Below are 18203 nucleotides of genomic sequence, written 5' to 3' on the forward strand. Positions count from 1 at the left end.
GCCATGACCACCTCGTACGTCGGCGGACCCTATTTCGACGAACTGACCGTCGGTCAGGTCTTCGACACCGCCCCCGCCGTGACGCTCACCGACGGCCTCGCCGCCGCGCACCAGAGCATTCTCGGTGACCGCCTGCGCCTTCCGCTCGACAAGCACCTCTCGGCCGCCGTCGCGGGTGGGCCGGTCGCGCACGCCGGTTTCGTCACCGACATCGCGATCGGGCAGTCCACGCTCGTCACGCACCACGTCAAGGCCAACCTCTTCTACCGCGGCCTGCGTTTCCGCCGCTTTCCGCACATCGGCGACACTCTCTACACCACCACCGAAGTCGTGGGGCTGAAGGAGAATTCGGTCAAACCCAGACGCAGGCCCACCGGACTCGCGGCGCTGCGCATGAATACCGTCGACCAGGACGGCAACACCGTCCTCGACTTCTACCGCTGCGCGATGCTGCCGCTGAGCGAGAACCCCGACCCCGACCGCGTCGTGCACTCCGACGACCTCTCGGCCATCGGACCGCAGGACGAACCGCAGTGGTCCGCGCCCGCCGACTGGGATCTGGATGTCTACCGGTCGAAGGTGCCGGGCGAGCACTTCGACAAGTCCCTCGCCGGTGCCGTGCTGCAGTCCAGCGGCGATGTCGTCTCGAGCGCACCGGAACTCGCGCGCCTGAGCCTCAACATCGCGGCGACGCACCACGACGAGCGGGTCGGCGCGTCGGGTCGTCTCGTGTACGGCGGCCACACCATCGGCCTGGCCTTCTCGCAGGCGACGCGCGCGCTGCCGAATCTCGTGACGGTGCTGGGTTGGAAGTCGTGCGACCACACCGGTCCGGTGCAGGAGGGCGACACCCTCACCAGCGACCTGCACGTCGAATCCGCCGAGCCCCTCGCCGAGGGCGGTGGCGTGCTGAACCTGCGGTCGGTCGTCTACGCGCACCGCGGCGGTGCCGCGAATGGCAACCGCGGCGGTGCCGCGAATGGCAACCGCGGCGGTGCCGAGCCGGCGCCCGTGCTGGATTGGCGGTTCACCGCACTCATGGCCTGACAGCCCCTGCCGAAACCGACGTTGTGCGCGAAATCGTTTGGGAAATCGCGAACAATGTCGGTTTCGTCGTTATGCGTCGACTCGTTTGACGAGACGGATGGCGCCGAGCGGGTCGAGCATCTCGGGGTGCGACTGCCTGGCCCGTTGTTCGGGAGTGCTGCCGTGCCGTTCGGCGATCCGGAACAGCCCCGCGTACTCACGATGGGCGCGTTCGCGACGCGGATCGGGTGGGGTGAAACCTTCCTCGGACATGATCCCAGGACGGCGCGTGAGCAAGTTGTTGTCAACAAATTGTTCACACATGCCCGATCCGCAACGACTTCGACCATCCGCCACAGCAATTGCGGCGGCGAATAGCCAGGACGGTAGCGGCTACGGGCATCAGGGCACGGTCCACGTGTTGTCGCCCCGCAGCAACTGCTGCAGGTCGGCGGTGCCGGACTCCCGCGCGGTCCGCACCCGAGCGCGCTCCGCGTCGTCGTAGGTCGTCCGCCCGACCTGCCGCACGATCCCCGTGACGACGTAACGAAGGTCCTGGTCCGACAGCCGCGACAGCGCGTACGCGTATTCGGGGTCGTCGGTGTGCGCGTCGTGCACGACGATGTCGGCGGCGTCCACCTCGGAGCGTTGCGCCACCCGCAGACCGAAACCCTTTCGGACGACGCACCGCTCGTCGTCGACGCCGAAGATGATCGGTTCGCCGTGCCGCAGCGGGATCAGGTGCGACAGCGCTTCGTCCTTGCGCAACACGTCGAACGAGCCGTCGTTGAAGATCGGGCAGTCCTGCAGGATCTCGACGAAGGCCGCACCGCGATGGTGTGCCGCCGCGCGCAGGACCTCCGTCAGTCCGGCGCGATCGGAGTCGAGAGCACGTGCGACGAAGGACGCCTCGGCGCCGAGCGCGAGCGACAGGGTGTTGAACGGCGCGTCGACCGACCCACCGGGTGAGGACTTGGTGACCTTGCCGACCTCCGAGGTCGGCGAGTACTGCCCCTTGGTCAGGCCGTAGATCCGGTTGTTGAACAACAGGATCCGCATGTTCACGTTGCGACGCAGGGCGTGGACGAGATGGTTGCCGCCGATCGACAGGGCGTCGCCGTCGCCGGTCACGACCCACACCGACAGATCCGGACGCGTCACCGCCAGACCGGTCGCGAGTGTCGGGGCGCGTCCGTGGATCGAGTGCACACCGTAGGTGTCGAGATAGTAGGGGAAGCGCGACGAGCATCCGATACCGGAGACGAACACGAGATTCTCACGCCGGACACCCAATTCGGGCAGCAGGCTGCGGACCGTCGCGAGGATGACGTAGTCGCCGCAACCCGGACACCACCGCACTTCCTGGTCGGACGTGAAGTCCTTCGCCTTCTGCGGGTCGTCCGTCCGGGGCACACCGTCGAGTGCGTCAGTGTGCGGGCGGAGTCCGAGATCGTGGCCGAGGAGTCCGGTCATGCTCGTGCCCTCTCTGCTGTCGGGTCGAGTTTCGTCGACGAGGCGACCGCGGCCGGCGTCCGGGATCGTTCGGTGTCGGCCAGTGTTCCGGCGAACTCGGCTTCGATGGCGTCGTGGAGTTCGTCGGCGCGGAACGCCATGCCGGATACCTTCGTCACCGGCTGGATGTCGGCATCGAACCGCGACCGCAGCAGGAAGGACAGCTGACCGAGGTTCATCTCCGGGACCAGCACGCGCCGGTAGCGGCCGAGCACGTCGCCGAGATTCTTCGGCATCGGCGCCAGGTGCCGGAGGTGCGCGCGGGCGACGACATGCCCCGCTCGCCGGGCGCGACGCACGGCCTCCCCGATCGGCCCGTACGACGAACCCCAGCCGAGCACGAGCACCTCGGCGTCGCCGGTGGGGTCGTCGACGTCGAGATCCGGGACGTCGATGCCGGCCACCCGCGCGACCCGCAGTCGGGTCATCAGCTCGTGGTTGGTGTGGTGGTACGAGATGTCGCCGGTGCCGTCGGCCTTCTCGAGTCCGCCGATCCGATGCTCGCGACCTGCGGTGCCGGGTATCGCCCAGTCGCGCGCGAGGGTGTCGGCGTGGCGGGCGTAGGGCAGGTAGCCGGGATCGTCGTCACCCGGCGACGCGGCGAAGCGCGGATCGATGCGGGGCAGGTCGTCGATGTCGGGGATCCGCCACGGTTCGGATCCGTTGGCGATCGCACCGTCGGACAACAGCATGACCGGGGTGCGGTAGGTGATGGCGATGCGCGCGGCTTCGAGTGCGGCGTCGAAGCAGTCGGCGGGTGACTGCGGAGCGACGATCGCGACGGGCGATTCGCCGTTGCGGCCGAACATCGCCTGCATCAGGTCGGCCTGTTCGGTCTTCGTCGGAAGGCCCGTGGACGGTCCACCACGCTGGACGTCGACGACGATCAGCGGCAGTTCGGTCATCACCGCCAGACCGATGGCCTCGGATTGCAGGGCGATTCCCGGACCCGACGTGCTCGTGACCCCGAGCGCGCCACCGTAGGACGCGCCGATCGCGGCGCCGATACCCGCGATCTCGTCCTCGGCTTGGAAGGTGTGCACTCCGAAGCGTCCGAGTCTGCTCAGTTCGTGGAGGATGTCGGAGGCCGGCGTGATCGGGTAGGTGCCGAGGAAGACGTCCATCCCCGCCGCGCGACCCGCCGCGAGGAGACCGTAGGCGAGGGCGGTGTTGCCGGTGATCTGCCGGTACGTCCCGGGTGGCAGTGCCGCGCGGGCCACCTCGTAGGTTGCGGCGAACGCCTCGGTGGTCTCGCCGTAGTTCCAGCCGGCGCGCAGGGCGAGGACGTTCGCGTGCGCGATGTCGGGTTTCGACGTGAACTTGCGCTCGAGGAACGTCTCGACCGGCGCGATCGGCCTCCCGTACATCCACGACAGGAGACCGAGCGCGAACATGTTCTTCGAGCGCTGCGCGTCCTTCTTGCCCACACCGGCGGGTTCGACGGCTCCGGCGGTGAGGGTGCTCATCGGCAGGGCGTGGACGGTCAGATGCTGCACGGCGTCGGTACCGAGCGGATCGGCGTCGTAGCCCGCTTTGCTCAGGTTCCGTTTGGTGAACTCGTCGCTGTTCACGATGACGGTGCCGCCTCGGGGCAGGTCGCCGACGTTGGCCTTGAAGGCCGCCGGGTTCATCGCGACCAGCACGTCGGGCCGGTCGCCGGCGGTGAGGATGTCGTGGTCGGCGATCTGGATCTGGAAGCTCGAGACCCCGGGAAGAGTGCCCTGAGGTGCGCGGATCTCGGCGGGGAAGTTGGGTTGTGTGGCAAGGTCGTTGCCGAAGGCCGCCGCCTCGGCGGTGAACCTGTCACCGGCGAGTTGCATGCCGTCGCCGGAGTCGCCGGCGATGCGGATGACGACCTGTTCGAGTTTCGCGCTCGACGCCATGCGCTCCATCGTGGCCCTCACGCGCGCATGTGCAACCGTTTCTCCCGAAAAATTCTGCTCATCCGCTACAAGATCGGCTTTCTGCTACAGCAATTGCCGGCAATCACCGCAGCGGAAAGCCAACTTTGTAGCGAACGCGTCAGGAGCGGACGGTGTCGCCGATGAAGCTCAACGCCTGGGGCCACGACACGGCGTAGGCGTCGGCGTTGACGGGATTGCCGTGCCGGTCGCGGGAGGAGAAACCGTGTTCGGCGCCCGGGTAGACGTGGGTGATGGTCGCGCCGGTCTCGCGCTGTTGCAGCGTCGCCTGCAGGTTCGCGAAGGTCTCGGCGCTCATGATCGTGTCGGCGCCGGCGTGCAGCACCATGACGGGTGCAGCGACGCGACCTGCCTGTTCGACGGCGTCGATCGTGTGGTTCGGGGCGGGCGGCACCGCGATCGACGGGTGGTAGGCCACGACGTTCGCGACCCGCGTGTCGCGGGCGCCGAGGACCAGGGCGAGGCGTCCGCCGAGGCACCATCCGATCACGCCGACCTTCTCCAGGCGCAGCTCACCGAAGGCATGGTCGAGCAGGGTCGCCATCTCCGCGAGGCACTTCTCGTCGTCGAGGCCCCGCATCAACTCCACGAGTTCCTCGCGCGAGGCGTCGTCGGCGCTCGGTCCGTGCCAGGGATCCCAGACGAGCGCGGTCACACCGGTTCCGGCGATGTCGTGCGCGTACTCGCGGACCTGGGCGTCGATGCCGGTGATCATGGGCAGCAGCAGCATTCCTCCGGTGGCACCGCCGAGCGGCCTGGCCAGATAGGCGCGCAGACCTCCGATGTGAACGAATTCTGCCTCGATGTCGGTCATCGACCGTCCTTCCACTTTGCGTCGTTTGTTCGTCATGATCTTCGTACGAAGTCGTTCAGCGGGCAGCACATCCACCCGTCACTGCAGCTCAGGGGCCGTCCGTCCCACCCACCAAAAAAGAACATCATTTCCGATCTGCGGTATCGTTCCTCTCGCGCACCGACGTACGGTTGGAGCACGGCAGACGGCTCGCTCGAAAGGGATACCGGCAGATGGCTCGCACCGTATTGGTCAGTGGTGGCACCGGCGGCCTCGGCAGCGCCGTGACGAAACATCTCCTCGACACCGGATGGCGGGTCGTGGTGCCGTGGCTGGTCCGTGACGAGCTCGAGCGCGTGGGCATGCATCCGAACCTCCAACTCGTCCAGGCCGACGTCTCCGACGAGCAACAGCTCGAGGACGCCCTGAACCTGGCGTGCGACGACCCCGACGCTCCCCTCTTCGGCGTCGTCAATCTTGTCGGCGGCTTCACCTCCGGACCTCGGGTGCACGAGACTCCGATCGAGGTCCTCGACTCCCAGCTCGATCTCAACCTGCGCACTGCCTATTCCGTCAGCCAGGCGGCGCTGCCCCACCTGATCCGCCGCGGCGGTGGATCGATCGTCTGCATCTCCACCGCCGCGACGCTCAACCCCTTCCCGGGCGGCGCCCCCTACATCGCTTCCAAGGCTGCGGTGTCGGCGCTGGTCGAGACGATGGCGCTCGAGTACCGCGACGACCACATCCGCGTCAACGCGCTGCTGCCCGTCGTCATCGACACCCCGGCCAACCGCGCCGCGATGCCCGACGCCGACACGAGCCGCTGGTCGAAGCCGGCCGACATCGCGAAGGTCATCGAGTTCCTGATCTCCGATGCGGGCGCCTCCGTCACCGGTGGTCTGATCCCCGTCACCAATGTCGGCTGACAGCGTCAGACCGACTGGAGGCGACCGAGTTTCATCGCACGTTCGAACGCTCGCCGTTCGGCGTAGTTCATGCCGCCCCACACGCCGTGCGTCTCTCCGGTGCGCACGGCGTGCACTCGGCACGCGTCGATCACCGGACAGGAGCGACAGACCTCCTTCGCCTGCCGCTCGGCCCGGAGCACCGCACCACGGCCGTCCTCGGGCTGAGGGAAGAACATCGACGTGTCCACCCCGCGGCACCGCGCCGCGACCACCCAGTCACGGTCGCCGGATCCGTACATCGCCGCCTCCTTGCCCATCGGGTCATCGCGGACCCGCACTCGTCGAACGAGTGTTTGTACGGCCATTTTTCGGTACCCGGCGGGGATCGTCAATCCTTGAGCAGCGCGGATCCATCAGAATCGACGATGGCAGTCGCTTCGGATACCTATAAGCACCGGACGCTATGGCCGCACATCTGATGAGCGGACGAGACAGGGCGGATCAGCCGACGATGCCGGCCTTCTTCAGGCCCGCGATCTGCTCGTCGGTGAGCCCGAGAGCGGCGAGCACCGTGTCGGTGTGCTGACCGAGCCCCGGCACCGCGCCCATCGGCAGTTCGACGTCGCGGAAGTTCATCGGCGGCAGGATGCCACGCACCGTCCCCGCCTCGGTCTGCACCTCACGCCAGCGATCACGCGTCGAGAGCTGGGGGTGCTCGATGAGCCCGCGCAGATCCCGCAGCTGCGCGGCGGGCACACCGGCGTCGGCGAGCTTGCCGTCGAGCTCCGCACTGGTGAATTGCTTGGTGGCCTGCCCGACCAGCGCATCGACGTCCTCGCGGCGACGCACCCGCTCGAGATTGGTGGCGTAGCGCGGATCATCGCCCAGTTCGGGCATGCCGAGCACATCGGTGAGCGTGCGCCAGCCCCGATCGTTCTGCACGCCGATGAGGATCTCGCCGTCCGAGGTGGGGTATTTGTCGTACGGCGCGATCGACGTGTGCGACAAACCCATCCGCGGCACCTGCCGCCCCTGATACATCTGCAGGTACATCGGATAACCGAGCCATTCGGCGGTCGCGTCGAACATCGACACGTCGATCGTCGCGCCGACGCCCGTGCGGTGCCGGCGCAACAGCGCCGCCTGAATGGAGGTGAGCGCATACATGCCCGCGGCGATGTCCGAGGTGGGGATGCCCGTCTTCACCGCAGTCTCGGGCGTGCCGGTGATCGAGCACAGGCCCGTCTCGGACTGCACGAGCATGTCGTAGGCCTTGCGGTCGCGCATCGGTCCGTCGGTGCCGTAACCGGACATGTTGACCACCACCAGTTCCGGGTGGTCGGCACGCAGGTCGTCGGCACCGAGTCCGAGACGCTCCACCGCGCCGGGAGCGAGATTCTGCAAGAAGACGTCCGCACCGCGGATCAGCGCCTTCACCGCATCGATGCCCTCGGGAGCCTTGAGATCCACCGCGAACGATTCCTTGCCGCGGTTGAGCCAGACGAAGTGTGCGGCCAGGCCGTGCACGGCACCGTCGTAGGCGCGCGCGAAGTCGCCGTCGCCGACGCGTTCGACCTTGACGACACGGGCTCCGAGGTCTGCGAGATGGCGCGTCGCGAGGGGCGCGGCGACCGCCTGTTCGAGGCTTACCACAGTGATGCCCTCCAGCGGCAGGCCGGCGGAAACCTCCACCTCGGTCCGATCGGTTCGGTCGCTCGTCACCTGATGTCCTTTCGCGTTCGCGGTTCCCCCATCCGGCGTCGCTGCATGTCTACCAGGACGAACACGGACTCCTCAGTAATACCTCTGCGGTATCGATTCGGGTCCTATTGGGTATTGGACTGGAAATCCGAGCCCTGCCACTCTCTGTTGAGACGCAGACCACATTCCACCCGCCTCGTCCGGGGGCGTAGCAGACGGAGGGCGCATGAGTTCGTCCACACCCACCGATCAGGAGATCGCGAGGAAGGCCCGCAGGCCGGTATCGCCTCCTTCATCGGCACCACCATCGAGTGGTACGACTTCTACATCTACGGCACGGCCGCCGCGCTGGTGTTCGGCCAGGTCTTCTTCTCGGACGAACTCTCGAGCGGTGTCGCGACCCTCCTCGCGTTCGTCACCCTCTGGGCCGGCTTCCTCGCCCGCCCACTCGGTGGCGTCATCTTCGGCCATCTCGGAGACCGCCTCGGACGCAAGAACACCCTCGTCATCACGCTCGTCATGATGGGCATCGCGACGGTGGGCATCGGTTTGCTCCCCACCTACGCGCAGATCGGAATGTGGGCGCCGGTCCTGCTGGTCTTCCTGCGCATCGTGCAGGGCGTCGCGGTCGGCGGCGAATGGGGCGGCGCCGTCCTCATCGCCAGCGAGAACGCCCCGAAGGGCAAGGGAATCCTGTATTCGGCGTTCGCGCAGCAGGGTTCGCCCGCCGGCAACCTGCTGTCGACGATGGCCTTCTTCTTCCTCGCAGCGCTGCCCACCCCGCAGTTCATGATGTGGGGCTGGCGCATCCCGTTCCTGCTGTCGGGCGTGCTGGTCGTCATAGGCATGGTGATCCGCCTCGAGCTCGAGGAATCGGACGCGATGAAAGCCGTTCTGGCACGCAAGAAGACCGTCAAGCTCCCGATCAAGGAAGTGCTGCGCAAGCACTGGGTCCTGGTCCTGCTCGGCGCCGGTGCACTGCCCCTCGCCCAGGTGACCTATTTCAAGAACACCTTCGCCCTGTCGTGGGCGACGAGCGAACTCGGTTACGAGCGCGGCACCTTCCTCGCGATCATCGCCATCGCCCTCGTCGTGCAGTTCATCGTGCAGCCGTTCGGTGCCGTGCTGGTGTCGAAAATCGACATGCGCAGGGCCATGCTCCTGATGATCGTCCCGGAGCTGTTCCTCATGCCGGCGATGTTCTTCGCGATCCGCACCGAGACCTTCGCGGTCGCCGTGATCGGTATGTGCCTCGCGACGATTCCGCACTCGATGTTCTACGGCGCGATCGCCGGCATCCTGGCCCGCGCCTTCCCGGCAAACATCCGGTACTCGGGCCTGTCGCTCGCCTACCAGCTGTGCTCGCTGATCGTCGGTGGTGGCACCCCGGTTCTCGCCCAGTACCTGCTCAACTCGTCCGGCGACGTCACCGGCGTGGCCATCGCGGCGGCCTGCTACGCAGCGGTTTCCCTCGTGTGCACCCTGGCACTGCTCGAGCGCACCGGATACGACCCGAAGGCACCCTCGGTCGCCGAGAAGTCCGACGCCGACGAACTCGCCCTCGAGCAGTCGGAGGCGGCCGAGCACGACCGCCGTACTCCGGGAACCGACGACACCCCACGAGATCGCGTCCATGCCTAGGACGGATCGCTCGCACTCGGGGCCGGCCGGCGCAGTCGCCGGCCGGCCCCGGTCAATCCGGAGTCGGCAGCGCTTCCTCGGAGAGGCGGAGAACCTCCCGCAGCGCGGCACTGTCGTCGTCCTCCCGCCACACGAGCCGCACGTCGAGCGGCTCGGGATGATCTGCGAGAGGAACGAACACGACCTCGGGGTTGATGACGTTCGCCGCGACCGACGAGACCGTCATCGAACATCCCACCCCGGCCGAGACCAGGGCGATCAGCGACAGCGAATCCGGGGCGCTCTGAACGATTCTGGGCGTGAATCCGACGTCGTGGGCGATACGGAGCAACAGCTCGCGCAGCATCGATCCGGGTTCGGCGGGCAGCATCACCCACGCCTCGTGCGCGAGGTCCTCGAGCCGGACCTGCTCACGGTCGGCGAGCGGGTGCTCCTTGGGCAGCGCCACGACGAGGTTCTCTCGGGCCACGACGCGCGACGCGATCCCCGGTGGGAAGAACAACAGGCGCACGATGCCGATGTCGAGCTTGCCCGCGGCCAGCTTGTTGAGCGCCTCGCTCGCGTACGCCGAACTGTCGAGCACGAATTCGATACCGGGATGAGTGCGCCGCACGAGCTTCGCCCACCGGCCCACGAGATAGTGCGAGGACGAACCGGCGAAACCGATACGGACCCTGCCGGTCTGACCCGACCCCGCGGCGGTCACCGCCATCTCGGCGAGCCGGCAGGCGTCGAGGATGTTCCGGGCCGGCTCCACGAGCGCGCGACCGCTCTCCGTCAACCGCACGCTGCGGGTGTTGCGTTCGAAGAGTTCGGCTCCGAGTTCTTTCTCGAGCCTGCGGATCGTGCGGCTGAGCGGCGGCTGGGCCATGCGCAGCCGTTGCGCCGCGCGACCGAAATGCAGTTCCTCCGCCACCGCCAGGAACGCCTTCACCTGCTGGATCTCCACCCGTCGATTATTGCGCCTGCGGGCGCCTGACATCCGACACCGAATTACCGACCACACGGAGGACGACCGGTATGCCGGACAAACTCATGCCCCTGCGCGAGGCGATCGCCACCTATGTCGAGGACGGCATGACCGTTGCCCTCGAGGGTTTCTCGCACCTCATCCCGTTCGCCGCGGCGCACGAGATCATCCGGCAGGGCAGGCGCGACCTGACGTTGTGCCGCATGACCCCCGACATCATCTCCGATCAGCTCATCGCCGCCGACTGCGTGTCGAAGCTCGTCGCCTCGTTTTTCGCCAGCGGCTCGGCCGGGTCGCTGTACGAGATCCGCCGGCGCATCGAGAGCCACGACCCCGTCGCACTCGAGGTCGAGGAGTACAGCCACTACGGCATGGTCTGCCGCTACCAGGCCGGCGCGGCCGGGCTGCCCTTCTTCCCGCTGCGCTCGTATGCGGGCAGCGACCTGCCGAAGATCAACCCGAACATCCGGCTCGTCGAGGATCCCTTCAGCGGCGGCAGCGTCTACGTTGTGCCTCCGCTGAACCCGGACGTGACGATCATCCACGCGCAGCGCGCCGACCGCTCCGGCAACGTCCAGATCTGGGGCATCGCCGGTGTGCAGCAGGAAGCGGTCTACGCTGCGAAGAAGGCCATCGTGGTGGTCGAGGAGATCGTCGACGACGACGTGATCCGCTCCGATCCCAGCCGCACCCTCGTCCCTTCGCACGCGGTGGACGCGGTGGTGCTGAGCCCGCGCGGAGCGCACCCCTCCTACGCGCAGGGCTACTACGACCGCGACTGCGCGTTCTACCGCCGATGGACCGCGATCAGCAAGGACCCCCAGCAACTGCGCACCTGGTTGAAGGAATGGGTCCTCACCACCGCCGATCACGCCGAATACCTCGAGAAACTGGGCGCGGAGTACTGGGCCGACCTCGAGGTTGCCCCGCGCCCCTCCGGGACCGTCGACTACGGGAGCCGAAAGTGACCACCACCGAAACCTTCTCCACCACCGAACTGATCGTCTCCGTCGCCGCGCGGGCCCTGGCCGGCAAGGCCCGGGTCTTCGCCGGGGTGGGTCTGCCCACCCTCGCCGTCGACCTCGCCGCCCGCACGTCGAACCCCGACGTCGAGCTGATCTACGAATCCGGGGTCTGCGGTGCGCACCCCGAGGCGATGGCCGAGGGCATCGCCGACTCCGTCGTGGTCTCCGGCGCCGAATCCGTGGTGTCCATGGCGTCGCTGTTCGGGTACGTGCTCCAAGGCGGCAACGTCGACGTCGGGTTCCTCGGGGCGGCGCAGATCGACCGCGACGGCAGCCTCAACACCAGCATCATCGGCGACTGGGACAAGCCCACCGTGCGCCTGCCCGGCGGCGGCGGAGCCGTCGAGATCATGCCCAACGCCGGCGAGGTGTTCGTGATCATGCGACGCCACGATCCGAGTGCCTTCCCCGCCGAACTGGACTTCTGCACGACCCCGAGCCCGGTGCGGGCCCGTGAGGCGGGCGTCGGCATCATGCCCCGCGGCTGCGGGGTGACGAAGGTGTTCACCAGTCTGGGCGTGCTGTCGCGGCAAGATTCCTTCGACGAACTCGAACTGACCAGCATCCACCGCGGTGTCACCGTCGACCAGGTCCGCGCCGCCACCGGCTGGGATCTGAAGGTCTCCGACGAGCTGACGCTGACCGAGGATCCCACCGCCGAGGAGATCGACCTGCTGCGCAACGAGATCGACAAGGTCCGCCTGTATCTGCGGTGATCCCGTCGACGTGACCGACGTGGCGGCTGGCAGGATGTCCGCAACGGACGACGCCCCGGATCCTGCGAGCCTGCGCGCGTCCGGCGTGATGCTCGGCGGACGGACCGCCGCGTGATGCGGGAAGGCGGCACGTCATGCACGCGAGCACGATCCACGACCTCGTGGACGGCACGGTCGTCGCGGCTGTGATGCCGTTGACCGACCTCGCGCACAGGCCGGTGGCCGGACGCGATGCCGTCGCACTGGTCGACGAGCACGAGGTGTTCGCCGATCCCCCGACGGTCCTGCACCGGATCGCCGCTGTGCGCGAGCGCGGATTCGCCGTGGCGGTACGCATCGCGGAATCGGCGTCCCGCGCCACGGTCGTCCTGGCTCTGGTCGAGCCGGAAGTGGTCGTCGTACCGGCCGAGGCGCTCGTCGCATCCGACCTGCGGGCCGCCACTACCCTGCTGTCGTTGCGGGCCCACTGCGAGCGCACGAACTCCGTCGTTCTCGCCGAGGGCGTCGACTCCGACCTTCATCGCGAGGCGGCCCTCGCCCACGGTATCGATTTCGGTTGCGGTACAGCACTACACGTTGCGGAGGGTGAAGCCGGCCCTTCGTCGCCGCGCGGCGGGTTGTTCCGTGAACCCACCTGGAGTGCGCCGCTCGACGACGCGACCGCCGCGCCCTTCCGCATCCTGTCTGCCGGTCGGGAACGCGTGCGGAGCGGCAAGGGTCTGCTCGTGTCCATGAGCGCCGACCTCGAGGCGCGAGCCGGGGAGGCCGGACCCGACACGATCGCCCTCGGCACCTTCCAGCACCACGACCACTTCACCGGGGCCGCACGCAGACGATGGCTGTCGATGGCCGACACCCTCGCGCACGTCGCGGTCTTCGCGGTCGGGTTCGGCACGAGCACCTCGGGCCCGGACCTCGTCCCGATCGAGCCGCACGATCCCCTCGTCGACGAGTGGAACGTCATCCTCCTGGGAGAGTCGTTCGCGTGCGCGCTCTCTGCCCTCGACCTGCACCGTCGAACGGCCGGCGGCGAGCGGGAGTTCGAGTACGTCGTCTCCTACGACCGGGAGGCCGTCGCCCGCGCGGCGCGCGCGACCCTGTCCCGTCCCCGACCGGTCCCCTTGGAGGTCCCACCCTCGTCCTGAGCCGCTCTCCCTCGGGTCACCCCTCGAAACGCGCCAGGATGCTGTGGGCGCACCGGATCACGGTGCCGCGGTCGTAGGACAGCACGTAGCGGAACTCGCGGTCGAGATCCGCTGCGTCGGTGTGCATGTCGAGCGCGGCGAGTACGCACGCGAAGTGCGGACCGAGGACGACGACGTTCCATTCGTCGACGATCGGATCGTTCGGGTCCAACGGCGCGTGGTGTACCGCGGAGTCGACGTAGGGATCGATTCCGACGCCGTAGACCCCGGTGTAGGCGACCTGCTCGGCGAGCTGCGCCCATCGAACCCGGGAGGTCGGGGTGAAGTGCTCGGCGCGCTGGAAGGTGCCGAGCACGATCGTCTCCGGTCCGGCTCCCACCGCGTTGGTCTCGAGCAGCTTGCTCATCGACACCAGAAGTCGCTTGAAACTACTTGTGCGTCTGCGTCCTTCGGACGCCAGAGCGAAGGGAGTGAGTTCGGGGCCGCCGGGAACGGCCCGTCGCGGACGCAGCGATATCGGTTCGACATCCGAATCCGCTTGCGCGGCATCCCCGGTCGATCCGACTGTCGGATACAGCGCGCCCATTCCGTATTCGGCGGCCAATCCCAGAGCGCGGCGGCGATGCAGTTCCGAATCGACGCCCTGCGCGATGACGACCGCGCTGCTGGATTCCATGTACGCGGCGACGGCGTGGGCAATCCTCGCCGTCGAGGCGTCGGCCGCACGCGCGATCAGGGCCGGCGACGTGATGATCACATCCGGTTCGACGAGCGGCAGCAGCGCGAGGGCCTGAGCACGCGCTCCCACACCGTCCACCGCGACGAGCATGCCGGCGGTGCGCGCCGCCGCAATGGTGCGCAACGTCCTGGCAGGGGCGGCGATCAGCGCCTGCTCGGTGATGAGAGCGACCGTGGTCGGGCCCCCTCGATCCCCGAGCGCGCCGAGTTCGTCGAGCGAATCGAGATCGACGGTCACCAGATGCGGAACCGCCGACTCGGCTTGCCGTCCGGCCCTGCGCCACTTGATCCGGTCCAGTTCCGACTTCTGATGCATCGCCCGGGCGGCCTCGCTCAGAGCGGTCGCATTGTGCAACGATGATCCTTCCGGACCACGCAGTTGCAGTTCGACGGCGGACAGCGCACCGCTGCCGAGCCGGTGGATGGGGGCGAGCTCCGTCTCCACGACGAGGCCGCCGAACGCGGCCTCCGCGTCGGCGGCAGCGTCGGCAGGAACAGCGCTCATGGATCCAGCATCCCATCTCCGGCCACCGATCGTCCGCTCGGGCCGACGGAGCCAGGAAGATAGGATATTTTCGCAGCTCCGAACGCCTACGTTACAGAACCGTGATGTTTCGTTATCGTTCCGTTATGGAACGGGTGGTGGTGAAGCGACATCCGTCGGACAGGCTCTGTGCAAGCCCGAGGCGAGTTCTCACCCGACCCCGACGTTCTCACCACGACCCCAGCAGGCCGACCGTCTGCTCGTGATCCAGCCCGCACCGGACGGCACGAAATCCACGCCGACAGGAGACCGCAATGAGCACACGTACGAGCACCACCCGCAGGATCGTCACCCACACCGGCGCACTCTCACGAGTCGGTGCAGAGACGGTCGCCCGAGCACCGCGCTACCGTCTCGACGTCCACTCGCCCTCCCGTCGCTGCAGCGTCCTGCGGGCGAAGGGAGATCTCGACATGACCGCCCGAGCGGAGTTCGCCTCCACTCTCGGCGACCTCGCACACTCGGGCGACCACGTCGTCGTCGATCTGTCCGAGGTGACCTTCATGTACTCCGAGGTCGCCTCGATGCTCGCCGATGCCGTTCACATCCGGCCCGGCCGTTTCCACGTCGTCGCACCCACACGCCAGGTGCGCATGCTGCTCGACATCCTCGCTCCCGACCTCGACGTCACAGCCGATGCCGCACCCTGCGACGCGGGCACAGCACCCGCTGCCTGATCACAGCAAGGGGCGCGTGACGGCGTCCGGCCGGCGTGCAACCGACTGCTGTAGCAGTGCGCCCGCCACGTGCGCGCGTCGCAACACGTCGGACACGACTGCAGCATCGGATCCACCCACGACCGCGGCGACATGTGTGTGGGGGGCGAACCCCATAAGGTGGTGGTAAAGGCCAATTCAAGCCCTCGGTTGTCAGGTTTGGCAGCCCTTACACTCTATCGGTGCTCAGCCCGTTCTTCCGCAAGGAACATCCTCGCGTGCGTTTCGTCCTCCATCTGGAAGACTTCGGTGACGCCCCAGCCTTGATCACCCAGCAGGAAACCGTCACCTACAGCGACCTGGCCGACCGAGTCCATCGGGCAACTGCCCGGCTGGGCAACACCCGCCGACTGGTGTTGATCGCAGGTGCCAACGAGATCGATGTTCTTGTCGTCTACCTTGCAGCCCTACTCGCCGGACATCCGGTTCTGCTGGCGCCGGGCGACCACCCCGCAGCCTTCGAAGGCCTGATCGCCGCATACCGACCCGACGTGGTGGTGCGCAGTATCGACGGGACCGTGACGATCGAGGAACGGGGTGACGGTTCTGCGCATGTACTGCACCCCGACCTGGCGCTGCTGCTGAGCACCTCCGGCTCGACGGGCTCCCCGAAACTCGTCCGCCTGTCCCATCGCAACGTGCAGTCCAATGCAGAGTCGATCGCGGAGTACCTCGACATCCGTAGTACCGACCGGGCAGTGACGACGCTGCCGATGCATTACTGCTACGGGCTCTCTGTCATCCACAGCCACCTACTGCGCGGAGCCGCAGTGATCCTCACGAGCCGCTCGGTGACCGACCCGGCGTTCTGGGAGCTGTTCCGAGACCACCGCGGCACCAGCTTCGCCGGCGTGCCTTACACGTTCGATCTGCTCGATCGGTTCGGATTCGACGAACTGGACCTACCCGACCTGCGCTACATCACCCAGGCCGGCGGTCGACTCTCACCGGATCGGGTCCGCGCCTATACGCAGTCGGGCCGTGAGCGGGGCTGGGATTTCTTCGTCATGTACGGGCAGACGGAGGCGACCGCACGGATGGCGTACCTGCCTCCGGAACTCGCCTCCGACTATCCGCAGTCGATCGGACGAGCTGTTCCCGGTGGATCCTTCCGGCTCGAGCCGATACCGGACGCTCCGGACGGCACCGGTGAACTGATCTACACGGGGCCGAACGTGATGCTCGGCTACGCGCACACGCCCGAGGATCTGGGTCTCGGGGACGTCCTCGAGGGTGAACTGCGGACCGGCGACCTCGCGCGGCAGATCGACGGCGGCGTGTACGAGGTGGTGGGCCGACGCAGCCGTTTCGTCAAGATCTTCGGGCTACGGATCGACCTGCAGCAGGTCGAGTCGACCCTCGCCGAACAGGGACTGACAGCATGCTGTGTCGGCGGGACGGACGACATGATCGTGGCGGTCGAGGGTGCGAGCGATCTCGAGGCGATCCGGTCCGCGAGCGCACGGGCCTGTGGTCTTCCCGTCGCGGCCGTGCGTGTGTGTCTCGTCGACGAGCTTCCGCGGACCGGCACGGGCAAACCCGACCTTCGGGCAGTGGCCGCGCTCGTGCACCACGCGACGCCCGATTCACCCGAGGCAGAGAGCACCGTCGTGGACACGGCCGCCCTGCGGACCCTGTATGCCGAGGTGCTGCACAGTGGGCAGGTCACCGACGACAGCTCGTTCGTGAGCCTGGGCGGCGACTCGCTGTCCTATGTGCAGATGTCTCTGCGGCTCGAGCGCATGCTCGGCTATCTACCCCAGAACTGGCACACCACCGCGATCAAGGATTTCGTGCCTACGCCCCGGCGACGATGGTGGCGGGCGGTCGAGACCAACGTGCTGCTCCGCGCTGTTGCGATCGTGCTGATCGTCGGTTCGCACATCCGGTTGTTCGGGGTTCTCGGCGGCGCGCATGTGCTGCTGGGGGTCGCCGGATACAACTTCGCACGCTTTCATCTCGCCACTCCCCGTACCGAACGGGTGCGACATGTCCTGGGCAGCGTCGCCCGAATTGCCGTACCCAGCATGGTGTGGCTCGGCGTCGTGATCGCACTGACCGGGGACTATCTCGTGACCAGTGCGTTGTTGCTCAACGGCATTCTCGGCCCCGACGGGTGGACGCCCGAATGGCGGTACTGGTTCATCGAAGCGATCGTGTACATCCTGCTCGTAGTCATCGCGGTGTTGTCCATCCCGCTCATCGACCGTGTTGAGCGCAGGCACTCGTTCTGGTTCGCGATGGCCTTGGTGGGTGTGGGTCTGCTCCCCCGCTACCGCGTGATCGAGCTCGGGGACGGCAACAATCTGATTCTGAGCGCGTCGATGGTCTTCTGGTTGTTCGCCCTGGGCTGGGCTGCCGCTACGTCGACGACCGTGTGGCACCGAATGATCGTCACGGCGGTGATCGCAGCCACGGTGCCCGGATACTTCTCGGGTGATCTCCAGCGAGAACTTTTAGTCATCGGTGGGCTGGGCCTGCTGGTGTGGTTCGAGTCCGTTCCCTGCCCACCTGTGCTGAGCCGGATCGCAGGGGTGCTGGCGAGCGCGTCGCTCTACATCTACCTGACGCACTTCCAGGTGTATCTGCCGCTGCGAGAGGACCATCCCTGGTTGGCGTTCGCCCTGTCGATTCTGGTCGGCATTCTCTTCTGGCAAGCCGTGACGGTCACCCTTGCTCTGCGTCGACGGGTCGGTGCTGCGCGGGCGAAATCCGATCCGAATCCGGCCGGTACCAGCAGTGGTTCGCCCCCGTCCCACGCTGCGGAGATGCCGGGGAGATCCCCGGTGGCGTGAACTGTCACTGCTACTGGTTCGAAGATCCCGGGACGCGTGGTGTGCAGTCCT

Annotated in this window: 15 protein-coding genes and 1 pseudogene; 8 read left to right on the forward strand and 8 right to left on the reverse strand. The window is 67.4% G+C overall.

Annotated elements, in window-relative coordinates:
- Positions 1-3: 3 nt before the first annotated feature.
- Complete coding sequence (locus tag AC6CID_RS11985; RefSeq protein ID WP_039585032.1) at positions 4-1047, forward strand: MaoC family dehydratase; 1044 nt, start codon at positions 4-6, stop codon at positions 1045-1047.
- Between the two features lie 69 nt (positions 1048-1116).
- Here AC6CID_RS11985 and AC6CID_RS11990 read toward each other — a convergent pair whose 3' ends face one another.
- The 4 genes from AC6CID_RS11990 to AC6CID_RS12005 form a co-directional block, all read right to left on the reverse strand.
- Positions 1117-1299 (reverse strand): hypothetical protein, encoded by a 183-nt coding sequence (locus tag AC6CID_RS11990; RefSeq protein ID WP_019290838.1) that lies wholly within the window; start codon positions 1297-1299, stop codon positions 1117-1119.
- Between the two features lie 129 nt (positions 1300-1428).
- Positions 1429-2499 carry a 2-oxoacid:ferredoxin oxidoreductase subunit beta gene (locus tag AC6CID_RS11995; RefSeq protein ID WP_039585034.1) on the reverse strand — a complete coding sequence of 357 codons (1071 nt, stop codon included), beginning with the start codon at positions 2497-2499 and terminating at the stop codon, positions 1429-1431.
- Entirely contained in the window at positions 2496-4430 is a 1935-nt protein-coding gene (locus tag AC6CID_RS12000; protein ID WP_498354003.1) for a 2-oxoacid:acceptor oxidoreductase subunit alpha, read from the reverse strand. Before AC6CID_RS12000 ends, AC6CID_RS11995 begins: the two co-directional genes overlap by 4 nt.
- Before the next feature lie 130 nt (positions 4431-4560).
- Positions 4561-5274 carry a dienelactone hydrolase family protein gene (locus AC6CID_RS12005; RefSeq protein WP_094981007.1) on the reverse strand — a complete coding sequence of 238 codons (714 nt, stop codon included), beginning with the start codon at positions 5272-5274 and terminating at the stop codon, positions 4561-4563.
- 212 nt (positions 5275-5486) lie between these two features.
- Here AC6CID_RS12005 and AC6CID_RS12010 point away from each other — a divergent pair, with 212 nt between their 5' ends.
- Positions 5487-6179 (forward strand): SDR family NAD(P)-dependent oxidoreductase, encoded by a 693-nt coding sequence (locus AC6CID_RS12010; RefSeq protein WP_006553717.1) that lies wholly within the window; start codon positions 5487-5489, stop codon positions 6177-6179.
- A gap of 5 nt (positions 6180-6184) precedes the next feature.
- Here AC6CID_RS12010 and AC6CID_RS12015 read toward each other — a convergent pair whose 3' ends face one another.
- Together AC6CID_RS12015 and AC6CID_RS12020 are read right to left on the reverse strand one after the other, a co-directional pair.
- Positions 6185-6499 (reverse strand): WhiB family transcriptional regulator, encoded by a 315-nt coding sequence (locus tag AC6CID_RS12015; protein ID WP_371683083.1) that lies wholly within the window; start codon positions 6497-6499, stop codon positions 6185-6187.
- A gap of 163 nt (positions 6500-6662) precedes the next feature.
- On the reverse strand, positions 6663-7883 hold the full coding sequence (locus AC6CID_RS12020) for a CaiB/BaiF CoA transferase family protein (RefSeq protein WP_019290835.1): 1221 nt from the start codon (positions 7881-7883) through the stop codon (positions 6663-6665).
- 205 nt (positions 7884-8088) lie between these two features.
- Between AC6CID_RS12020 and AC6CID_RS12025 the strand changes: the two are divergent.
- Positions 8089-9503 (forward strand): annotated as a pseudogene (locus AC6CID_RS12025) (MFS transporter).
- A gap of 52 nt (positions 9504-9555) precedes the next feature.
- Here AC6CID_RS12025 and AC6CID_RS12030 read toward each other — a convergent pair.
- The gene (locus AC6CID_RS12030; RefSeq protein WP_064060491.1) at positions 9556-10452 is read right to left on the reverse strand and encodes a LysR family transcriptional regulator; all 897 of its coding nucleotides are present in this window, start codon (positions 10450-10452) and stop codon (positions 9556-9558) included.
- A gap of 71 nt (positions 10453-10523) precedes the next feature.
- On the opposite strand from AC6CID_RS12030, the gene AC6CID_RS12035 reads away from it, so the two are divergent.
- From AC6CID_RS12035 to AC6CID_RS12045, 3 genes are all read left to right on the forward strand, one after another.
- Positions 10524-11441: a CoA transferase subunit A gene (locus AC6CID_RS12035; protein WP_094980000.1), complete on the forward strand. Its 918-nt coding sequence runs from the start codon at positions 10524-10526 to the stop codon at positions 11439-11441.
- A complete protein-coding gene (locus AC6CID_RS12040) occupies positions 11438-12214 on the forward strand; it encodes a CoA-transferase subunit beta (protein ID WP_498353994.1) in 777 nt (258 codons plus the stop codon). Before AC6CID_RS12035 ends, AC6CID_RS12040 begins: the two co-directional genes overlap by 4 nt.
- A 134-nt stretch (positions 12215-12348) precedes the next feature.
- A complete protein-coding gene (locus AC6CID_RS12045; protein ID WP_006553724.1) occupies positions 12349-13359 on the forward strand; it encodes a DICT sensory domain-containing protein in 1011 nt (336 codons plus the stop codon).
- A 16-nt stretch (positions 13360-13375) separates the two neighbouring features.
- On the opposite strand, the gene AC6CID_RS12050 is transcribed toward AC6CID_RS12045, so the two are convergent.
- Positions 13376-14602: an EAL domain-containing protein gene (locus AC6CID_RS12050; RefSeq protein ID WP_498353995.1), complete on the reverse strand. Its 1227-nt coding sequence runs from the start codon at positions 14600-14602 to the stop codon at positions 13376-13378.
- Between the two features lie 293 nt (positions 14603-14895).
- Between AC6CID_RS12050 and AC6CID_RS12055 the strand changes: the two genes are divergently transcribed.
- A complete protein-coding gene (locus AC6CID_RS12055) occupies positions 14896-15318 on the forward strand; it encodes an STAS domain-containing protein (RefSeq protein WP_052039944.1) in 423 nt (140 codons plus the stop codon).
- Positions 15319-15539: 221 nt separating this feature from the next.
- On the forward strand, positions 15540-18152 hold the full coding sequence (locus AC6CID_RS12060; protein WP_498353996.1) for an AMP-binding protein: 2613 nt from the start codon (positions 15540-15542) through the stop codon (positions 18150-18152).
- Positions 18153-18203: the final 51 nt, after the last annotated feature.

This window comes from Rhodococcus sp. GQ147, from assembly GCF_059759155.1.

Excerpts from the sequence above, each read along its gene's own strand:
- AC6CID_RS12000 (WP_498354003.1), bottom strand. The coding sequence starts at position 4,430 with ATGGAGCGCATGGCGTCGAGCGCGAAACTCGAACAGGTCGTCATCCGC.
- AC6CID_RS12055 (WP_052039944.1), top strand. The coding sequence starts at position 14,896 with ATGAGCACACGTACGAGCACCACCCGCAGGATCGTCACCCACACCGGC.
- AC6CID_RS11990 (WP_019290838.1), bottom strand. The coding sequence starts at position 1,299 with ATGTCCGAGGAAGGTTTCACCCCACCCGATCCGCGTCGCGAACGCGCC.
- AC6CID_RS12045 (WP_006553724.1), top strand. The coding sequence starts at position 12,349 with ATGCACGCGAGCACGATCCACGACCTCGTGGACGGCACGGTCGTCGCG.
- AC6CID_RS12035 (WP_094980000.1), top strand. The coding sequence starts at position 10,524 with ATGCCGGACAAACTCATGCCCCTGCGCGAGGCGATCGCCACCTATGTC.
- AC6CID_RS12050 (WP_498353995.1), bottom strand. The coding sequence starts at position 14,602 with ATGAGCGCTGTTCCTGCCGACGCTGCCGCCGACGCGGAGGCCGCGTTC.
- AC6CID_RS12005 (WP_094981007.1), bottom strand. The coding sequence starts at position 5,274 with ATGACCGACATCGAGGCAGAATTCGTTCACATCGGAGGTCTGCGCGCC.
- AC6CID_RS12010 (WP_006553717.1), top strand. The coding sequence starts at position 5,487 with ATGGCTCGCACCGTATTGGTCAGTGGTGGCACCGGCGGCCTCGGCAGC.
- AC6CID_RS11995 (WP_039585034.1), bottom strand. The coding sequence starts at position 2,499 with ATGACCGGACTCCTCGGCCACGATCTCGGACTCCGCCCGCACACTGAC.
- AC6CID_RS11985 (WP_039585032.1), top strand. The coding sequence starts at position 4 with ATGACCACCTCGTACGTCGGCGGACCCTATTTCGACGAACTGACCGTC.